Raw genomic sequence first — 3,652 nt, 5'->3', positions numbered from 1 at the left:
GCGAGGCCCGCGGCGACCCGGGCGCCGAGGTCGGCGTCGACCTGGCGCCAGTACTCGACGGCGCGCGAGCGCACCAGCGGCACGGTGACCTGGCCGACGTGCGCGACGACCGTGGCGACCAGACGGTCGCGCTGGGCGTCGTCCATCACGTCGCGCACCAGGGTGCCGGCCTGGCCGAAGTCGTCGTCCTGCGGGTGCAGGGTGACCGCGGCGCGCACCAGCTCGCCGTCGTTGTGCCAGCCACCGTCGTCGCCGTGCGCCGCGGGGTCGGCGTGCGGGCCGCCGAACGAGTTCGGGGCGTAGACGGGGACCTGCGGGTCGGTGAAGGAGTACCGGCCCGCGCCGTCGGCGGCGTAGCTGTGCACCGGGGCGGCGTGCGGGGCGTTGACCGGCAGCTGGGCGTGGTTGGTGCCGACCCGGTACCGGTGGGCGTCGGCGTAGGAGAAGATCCGCGCCTGCAGCATCTTGTCCGGCGAGGCCGCGATGCCGGGCACGAAGTTCGAGGGTGCGAACGTGGCCTGCTCGATCTGGGCGAAGTAGTTGTCCGGGTTGCGGTCGAGCGTGAGTGTGCCGACCGGGAGGAGCGGGTAGTCGGCCTTGGGCCACACCTTGGTGAGGTCGAACGGGTTGAACCGGTAGGTCGCGGCGTCCTCGTAGGCCATCACCTGCACCGACAGGTCCCAGCGCGGGTGGTCGCCCCGTTCGATCGCCTCGTACAGGTCGCGGATGTGCAGGTCGGCGTCCTGCCCGGCGAGCAGGTCGGCCTGCTCCTGGGTGAGGGTGCGGTGCCCCTGCCGGGTGCGGAAGTGGTACTTGACCCAGAACCGCTCGCCGGCGGCGTTGATCCACTGGTAGGTGTGCGAGCCGAACCCGTCCATGTGCCGCCACGAGGCGGGGATGCCACGGTCGCCCATGAGCCAGGTCACCTGGTGCGCCGACTCGGGCGACAGCGTCCAGAAGTCCCACTGCATGGTGTTGTCGCGCAGGTGCGAACCGGGCAGCCGCTTCTGGGAGTGGATCAAGTCGGGGAACTTGATCCCGTCGCGGATGAAGAACACCGGGGTGTTGTTGCCGACGAGGTCGTAGTTGCCCTCGCTCGTGTAGAACTTCAGCGCGAAGCCGCGCGGGTCGCGCCAGGTGTCCGGCGAGCCCTTCTCCCCGGCGACCGAGGAGAACCGGGCGAGGGTCTCGGTGGTGACGCCGGGCTGGAACAGGGCGGCGCGGGTGTACGCCGACACGTCGTGCGTGGTGACGAAGGTGCCGAACGCGCCGCCGCCCTTGGCGTGCACGACGCGTTCGGGGACCCGCTCCCGGTTGAACTGGGCGAGCTTCTCCACGAGGTAGTGGTCGGTGAGGACGATCGAGCCGTCGGGTCCGACGCTCTGGGCGTGCTGGTCGCTGGCGACGGGCGCGCCGGCGCCGGTGGTGGTGGGCGGGGTGCTCATGGGGACCTCCGTGGGACGGGTGTCGCGGTCGGGACCGCGGCCGGGCGGGCTTCGGTGGTGCGGCTCGGACGCCCGGCCTCAGCCGTGGCGGTGCGCGGGCAGCACATGGCGCGTCGGCCGCGGCCTGCGGTCGACGTGCGGTGGGGTCGAGCGGGTGAGAGTGGTCAGGCGCCCGCCGCGCACCGGGGACAGCGGCCCCAGAACACGACCTCGGCGCGTTCGACGGTGTAGCCGGCGGCGGACGACGGCGTGAGGCAGGGGGCCGCGCCGACGACGCAGTCCACGTCCTCGACGGCGCCGCAGCTGCGGCAGACCAGGTGGTGGTGGTTGTCACCCACCCGGTTCTCGTAGCGGACGGGGGAGCCGGCCGGCTCGATCCGGCCGAGCACACCGGCGTCGGCGAGGTCGCCCAGCACGTTGTGCACCGACTGGACGGACATCGGGTAGCCGCGGTCGACGAGCGCCCGGCGGACGGTCTCGGCGTCGGCGTGCGGGTGCGCCGCGAGGGCCTCGAGCACCTGCACCCGACCCCCGGTGACCCGCAGGCCGGCGGTGCGCAGACGTTCGGCGGTGTCCATGACCAGGACGTTAGCCCCATATCGTGAACGGATCAAATGTAAGAGTTGTTCACGAAAGGGCGGTCGGGCTCGACGGCCCGGCTACGATCGCCCGATGCGACAGGACGGCACCGCGTGAGCGACAGCGGCAGCGGCGACTTCGAGTTCGAGCGCCGGTTCTTCGTCACGGGCGTGCCGGCCCACCTCGTCGACGACGCGCCCAGCCTCATCGTGCAGAGCTACTTCCTGGCCGACGGCGGCTTCGCGCTGCGCGTGCGGGTGCAGGCACCGACCGTGCGCACCGCGCTCGACCCGACGGCCGACGAGCTCGCGCTGCTCGAGCAGCACGCCGACGAGATCGACTTCTCCGCCGTCACGGTCAAGGGGCCGATGAACGAGGGCACCCGCTACGAGGCCGAACGCTCCCTCGACCCGCTCGTCGGGCTCGAGCTCATCCGTCGCGGCGGGCTGCGGGTCGCCAAGCTGCGGCACGCCGTGTGGCTCGGCGAGGACGGCTGGGTGATCGACGAGTTCCTCGGCGCCAACGCCCCGCTCATGATCGCCGAGGTGGAGCGCGGCGGCCCGGTCACCGACCTGGCCATCCCGTCGTTCTGCGTCACCGAGGTGACCGCGGACCCGCGGATGGCGAACGACTCCCTGGCCCGCACGCCCTTCTCCGGATGGGCGCAGGACTACGCCCGCGAGCTGGCGGCGCAGGGCCCCACCTTCCTGGACGGTCTGGGTGTCAACCGCCGCCAGGACTGAGCCCACCACCTCGCGCGTCTAGGCTCGGCACCGATGCCCGGCGTACGAGGTCCCCACCCCAGGCTGCGGACCTGGGCCCCGCGGGTGGCCGGCGGGTTCGCGGTGCTGCTCGTCGCCCTCGTCTTCGGGGTCACGACGGCGAGCACCACCGGGTCGCTCGGGCCGCACGTGGCGCGGTTCGACGTGACGACGGACTCCACCGTCACGGTCGACGTCGGTCCGCTCGGCACCGTGCAGATCGACTCGCCCGCACCGCTGGGCCTCGGTGTGCGGGCCACCGTCGGGGAGATCCCGCGCGGCGTCACCGACGTGAGCCAGGCGGCCACGCTCGAGGCACTCGGTCAGGACCTCGACCAGTACATCGCCTTCTTCTCCGGGACCCGGGCGACGGTGCACCAGGTGCTCGTCGCGCTCGCCGAGGACGCCGCCCGGCGCACCGCCGTGGCTCTGCTCGTCCTGGTCGGGGCCGGGCTGGGGGTGCGCGTCCTGCTGGGTCGCCGTCGACGCGAGGAGCTGGTGCGCACGCTCGCACCGCACACCCGGCAGATCGTCGTCGGCGGCGTGGTCTTCGTGCTGGTCGCCACGGCCGTCACGGGGTCGCTGGCGCCGAGCCCGGCCGTGCAGGCCGACTCGGTCCCGGTCTCCTCGGTGTTCGACGGCACCCCGTTGCACGGTGCCCGGATCACCGGCCGGCTCGGTGCGCTCGTCGACACCTACGCCGGTCAGATCGTGGCCGCCTACCGCCAGAACGAGGAGTTCTACGCGACCGCGACCGCCTCGGTGACCGCCGCCTGGGCGCACTGGCAGCGCAGCGGCTCCCCGCTCGTGGCACCGACCGCCCCCGGGCAGCCTCCCGTCGTGCCGTCGACCGCCGCCGCCCCGCCC

3 protein-coding genes and 1 pseudogene are annotated in these 3,652 nt (G+C 73.1%); 2 read left to right on the top strand and 2 right to left on the bottom strand.

From position 1 onward, the window contains the following. Together F2B26_RS14990 and F2B26_RS14985 are read right to left on the bottom strand one after the other, a co-directional pair. A partial coding sequence (locus F2B26_RS14990; protein ID WP_159810731.1) for a catalase occupies positions 1 to 1,445 on the bottom strand: 1,445 nt, incomplete at its 3' end. Between the two features lie 164 nt (positions 1,446 to 1,609). After that, positions 1,610 to 2,023 (bottom strand): Fur family transcriptional regulator, encoded by a 414-nt coding sequence (locus F2B26_RS14985; protein WP_159810729.1) that lies wholly within the window; start codon positions 2,021 to 2,023, stop codon positions 1,610 to 1,612. Between the two features lie 114 nt (positions 2,024 to 2,137). Between F2B26_RS14985 and F2B26_RS14980 the strand changes: the two genes are divergently transcribed. Then, positions 2,138 to 2,767, top strand: coding sequence for a CYTH domain-containing protein (locus F2B26_RS14980; protein ID WP_159810727.1), 630 nt, complete (start codon positions 2,138 to 2,140; stop codon positions 2,765 to 2,767). 33 nt (positions 2,768 to 2,800) lie between these two features. Then, a pseudogene (locus F2B26_RS14975) lies at positions 2,801 to 3,652 on the top strand (metallophosphoesterase); the annotation flags it as partial.

The sequence above is a fragment of the Cellulomonas citrea genome (genome assembly GCF_009829685.1).
Taxonomy (GTDB): Bacteria; Actinomycetota; Actinomycetes; order Actinomycetales; family Cellulomonadaceae; genus Cellulomonas; species Cellulomonas citrea.
Note: the sequence above shows the minus strand (reverse complement) of the source record. Positions and strands in the feature narration are given on the sequence as shown.

Excerpts from the sequence above, each read along its gene's own strand:
- F2B26_RS14985 (WP_159810729.1), bottom strand. The coding sequence starts at position 2,023 with ATGGACACCGCCGAACGTCTGCGCACCGCCGGCCTGCGGGTCACCGGG.